Source organism: Frankia sp. CcWB2 (assembly GCF_977927585.1).
This window is the reverse complement of the sequence record NZ_CDWRCM010000098.1, coordinates 9544-13783: the sequence shown is the minus strand read 5'-3', so window position 1 is coordinate 13783 and position 4240 is coordinate 9544. Positions and strand designations below refer to the sequence as shown.

The 4240-nt window shown below is 71.6% G+C and carries 3 protein-coding genes and 1 pseudogene; 3 read left to right on the top strand and 1 reads right to left on the bottom strand.

What is annotated here, in order from left to right; translation table 11 throughout:
* From ACY45C_RS12045 to ACY45C_RS12035, 3 genes are all read left to right on the top strand, one after another.
* Window positions 1-992, top strand: a 992-nt coding sequence (locus ACY45C_RS12045; RefSeq protein WP_462187708.1) for a thiopeptide-type bacteriocin biosynthesis protein, incomplete at its 5' end; no start/stop codon positions are given.
* On the top strand, window positions 989-2248 hold the full coding sequence (locus tag ACY45C_RS12040) for a lanthionine synthetase C family protein (RefSeq protein ID WP_462187707.1): 1260 nt from the start codon (window positions 989-991) through the stop codon (window positions 2246-2248). The genes ACY45C_RS12045 and ACY45C_RS12040, both read left to right, overlap by 4 nt.
* Window positions 2245-3402, top strand: a complete 1158-nt coding sequence (locus tag ACY45C_RS12035) for a class I SAM-dependent methyltransferase (protein ID WP_462187706.1) — start codon at window positions 2245-2247, stop codon at window positions 3400-3402. The genes ACY45C_RS12040 and ACY45C_RS12035 overlap by 4 nt, the downstream gene beginning before the upstream one ends.
* A gap of 310 nt (window positions 3403-3712) precedes the next feature.
* Here ACY45C_RS12035 and ACY45C_RS12030 read toward each other — a convergent pair.
* A pseudogene (locus ACY45C_RS12030) lies at window positions 3713-4240 on the bottom strand (PEP-utilizing enzyme); the annotation flags it as partial.

The following is a 4240-nucleotide window of genomic DNA, read 5'->3' as shown; positions in this document are numbered from 1 at the left end:
TGCACGCCCACCTCAAACGGCACGGCCAGGCGATCCTGTACGCGGCCACCCCGGCGGCCGACTACGGGTGGATCGACGGCCACGCCCACGAAATCGCGCTGCCCCTGGTCACCACCTGCCCCGCTGCACCCGGCCCGCTGCACGGCCTCCTACCCGCCGTGACGAACACGCACGGGCACCTGCCCGGCGCCCCGGACGCCACCTGGCTCTCGGCGAAGCTGTTCACCCATCCCGAACGGATCGGCGAGATCGTCGCCGAGGCGCTTCCCGGCCTGCTGGCCACGCTCGACACACCCGCGTGCTGGTGGCTGCGATACCGCAGCCGACAGGAGACAGACCACCTGCGCCTGCGGCTGCGCACTATCCCCGACTGTTACGCGCAGTACTCGAACGCGGTCGGGGAGTGGGCGCAGCGGATGCGCCAAGCAGGACTGGCCGGGCGGCTGGTGATCGACACCTACTCCCCGGAAGTCGGCCGCTACGGGCACGGCGAGGCACTGGACGCCGCGGAGAACGTCTTCGCCGCCGACTCCGCCACCATGGCCGCCCTGCTGCGGCACCAGCCCACCACCGAGGTCGACCTCGGGCTGGTGGTGGCGAACATGGTAGGCATCGTCAGCGGGTTCTTCGGCGATCCCAACGAGGCGATGGACTGGCTGGCCGCCCGGCCGGCCCCGGCTGCCGCTGCGGCCATCGACCGGGCGGTGGCCGAGCGAGCGACCCGGCTCGCCACCGACCCGGCCGGGCTGTGGTCGCTGTCCGGCTGGACCGTCGACATCGGGCCGGCGTGGGACAACCGCGCCGACACGCTGGCCAATTACCACAAGGCGCTGCCACCGGAGGCGAACACCGACGTGGTGCTGGAGTCGCTGCTGCGCATGCACCACAACCGGGCCGTCGGCATCAACCGGGACAGCGAACGCACCTGCCGCCGCCTGGCCCGGCAAGCCGCGCTCACCTGGCGAGCCCGCCGTAGCGGTGGTGCCCGGTGACCTACACCGACCCGTACACGCCACCGCCCGAGCAGCATCCCGCACCCGGCTGGGGTCAATCCCTGGCAGACGGGGCCGCCGGGCTGGCGCTGCTGCACATCGCCTATGCCCGCGCCGGGATCGGAGACTGGGCCACCGCCCACCAATGGGTCAAGGCCATGACCGCCGAACCCGTGGCCGCGGACACAGGCGCCGGCCTGTACCGGGGCGCCCCGGCGGTCGCGTTCGTGCTGCGCACCGCCGGCCAGCCCGTCTACACCGGCGTACTGCACACCCTCGACGAGCACATCGCCGCGATCACTTGCACCCGCCTGGAGGCAGCGCACGAGCGGATCGACCGCGGCGAACTGCCCGCGCTGCGGGAGTTCGACCTGATCAACGGGCTGACCGGACTCGGCGTCTGCCTGCTTCAAGCCGTCCACGCCGACCCGCGCCACCCCGGCGGCGACCTGCTACGCGACGTACTGACCTACCTGGTCCGGCTGACCGGCCGGACCACCGTCGACGGGGCCACACTGCCCGGCTGGTGGACCGCGAATGGGCCGTCCGACCAGCCCGACCCGTGGTGGCCCGGCGGCCACGCCAACCTCGGCATGGCGCACGGCATCGCCGGACCGCTGGCGCTGCTGTCCTCCGCCATGATCGGCGGCATCACCGTGCCCGGACAGGCCGACGCGATCGAACTCACCGACTGGTTCCTCAACTCCTGGCGCTGCGGCTCGGTGATCAGCCCCTGGTGGCCCGGCATGATCTCCGCCCGCGAATGGGTCAACGCCGCCGCCGACCAGCCGGGTCCGCAACGCCCGTCCTGGTGCTACGGCGCCCCCGGCCTGGCCCGCGCCCGCCACCTGACCGCCCAGGCACTGGACACCCCGAACAGGGTGGCCGACGCCAAGGCCACGCTCGTCGCGTGTCTCACCGACGAGGCTCAACTCGCCCAACTCGGCGACGACTCGCTGTGCCACGGCTGGGCCGGGCTGGTGCACGTCTCCCGCCGGATGCTCGCCGACACCGAACCCGGCGGCGAATTCGCCGAGGTCCTGTCCCGGTTGGAACACCGCTGGCGTCACCGCCGCACCCAGGCGGCCCGAAAACTATCGGAGGTGAGGGGGATGCTGGAAGGCGACGCCGGAATCGCGCTCACCGATCTGCCGCCGGGCACCGGATGGGACGTCTGCCTGCTCACCGTCCCGCCCACGGCCGGACCAACGCACTCGCCCGTATCCGCAAGTACATACACGGAAGGAACCGGATGACCAACGCCACCAGCACCCGCCCCGAGGACCTGCGCGAGCAGATGATCAGCAACATCCGCACCGCTGGTCACCTGCGCTCCGAGCGCATCGAGCAGGCGTTTCGGGCCGTTCCCCGGCACCGGTTCGTTCCCGCAGCCTCGGTCGAGGAGGCGTACGCCAACAAGGCGATCACCATCAAGCCCGGCGCAGACCGGCCCGCCAGTTGCATCTCCGTGCCGACCGTGGTGGCGATGATGCTCGGCCAGCTCGACCCGCAGCCCGGCGACCGCGTGCTGGAGATCGGGGCCGGGACCGGATACAACGCCGCCCTGCTCGCCGAACTCGTCGGCGACGGCGGCAGTGTCACCACCATCGACATCCACCCCGACGTCACCGGCGACGGCGCCATCGGCGACGCGGACCACGCCCCCTACGACAAGATCATCGTTACGGTCGGGCCGTGGGACCTGCCCCCGGCCTGGTTCGACCAGCTCGCCCCCGGCGGTACGCTCGTGGTCCCGCTGCACTGGCGGGGCCAGGCCCGCAGTGTCGCCTTCTCCCGTCAGGACACCCATCTCCGGGCGGAAAGCAGCCAGCTCTGCGGGTTCATTCCCATGATCGGTATCGTGTCGACCGGCGAGCAGACCGGCACGATCACTGACAACGTGGACCTGTACTGGGATGCCGACCAGAACATCGCCCCGGCCGCCCTGCACGAGGTGTTCACTGGACTCGAGCCCACCGTGTGGTCCGGCGCCTCCGTCGTCGCCAACGAGCCGTTCGACCACATCTGGCTGTGGCTGACCGCCACCTCACCCGGCACCTGCCGCATCGCCGCCGAAGACGAGGCCATCGAGTCCGGGGTCTGCCGCCCCGCGTTCACCTACCGCACCCCCGCGATCGTCGAGGGCGACTCCCTGGCATACCTCACCAAGCCCCGCCCCGTCGACCATCCCGGCCCGGACGGCGAACGCCGCTACGAACTCGGCGCCACCAGCCACGGCCCCGCCGCCGCCCAGCTCGCCGAGCGGCTGGTCGAGCAGATTCGCCGCTTCGACCGCGACCGCACCGCCCAGCCCGTCATCACCGCCTACCCTGTCGGAACGGCCGACGAGACCCTGCCCACCGGCGTGGTTATCGACAAGCGCCACGTCCGCATGGTCGCCACGCCCTGACCGGTCACCGCGCCGACGGCCCCCAGCATCGAGAACGTGGTGACCACGTCTGGCTGACCACGTCTGGCTGAGCAGCCTCCTGAATCGCGGATTCGTCTAAACCCCGCACCAGCTACGACTGCACCGGAGCCCGCGCCGAATACGGCGGTCCGCACTGTCAACACCTCAGCGGCCGCTGTCTGGACACCTTCATCACCAGATTTCCCTGTCCAGCTCAGCGCAGGTCCTTACTGAAATCTTCGCTGGCAACCGACACCCGGGATCACCGTCGACATCCGCGATCAACCGGAAAGTTCACGCAGAGCATCTGTCGGACCCGCAGCCGGCGGGACCGGTCGGCGTGCCGCATCAGCCGATCCACGGCGGCGACCAGGTCCCCGCCCGGCCGGGGATGGTCGAGGCGGCCGGAATGGCCGGCATGGTCGGGATGGCCGGCCTCGAAGTACTCGACGACCGGTGACGGGACGAGCGGTACGGGACCGGGGTATACCGCGCCGGTGGTCCCGTCGATGGAGAGGATGTCCCCCTCCCGCACGACCACGCCCCGCCCAGTGGTGAGGCGGCGACCGGCGGGATCGACCTCGATCTCCTCGGCCCCGCACACGCAGGTCCGGCCCAATCCTCTGGCGACGACGGCGGCATGCGACGTCCGGCCGCCCCGGGAGGTCAGGGTTCCGCGCGCCGCGAGCATGCCCGCGAGGTCGTCGGGGTTCGTCTCGCGGCGGACGAGGATGACCGGTCGGCCCTCGGCCGCCACCCGCACCGCCTCGGCGGCGTCGAAGACGGCCTCCCCCACCGCAGCCCCGGGCGCGGCGTTCACTCCCGTCGCGATCGGGGC

Coding starts and splice junctions, on each gene's coding strand:
- ACY45C_RS12035 (WP_462187706.1), top strand. CDS start 2,245: ATGACCAACGCCACCAGCACCCGCCCCGAGGACCTGCGCGAGCAGATG.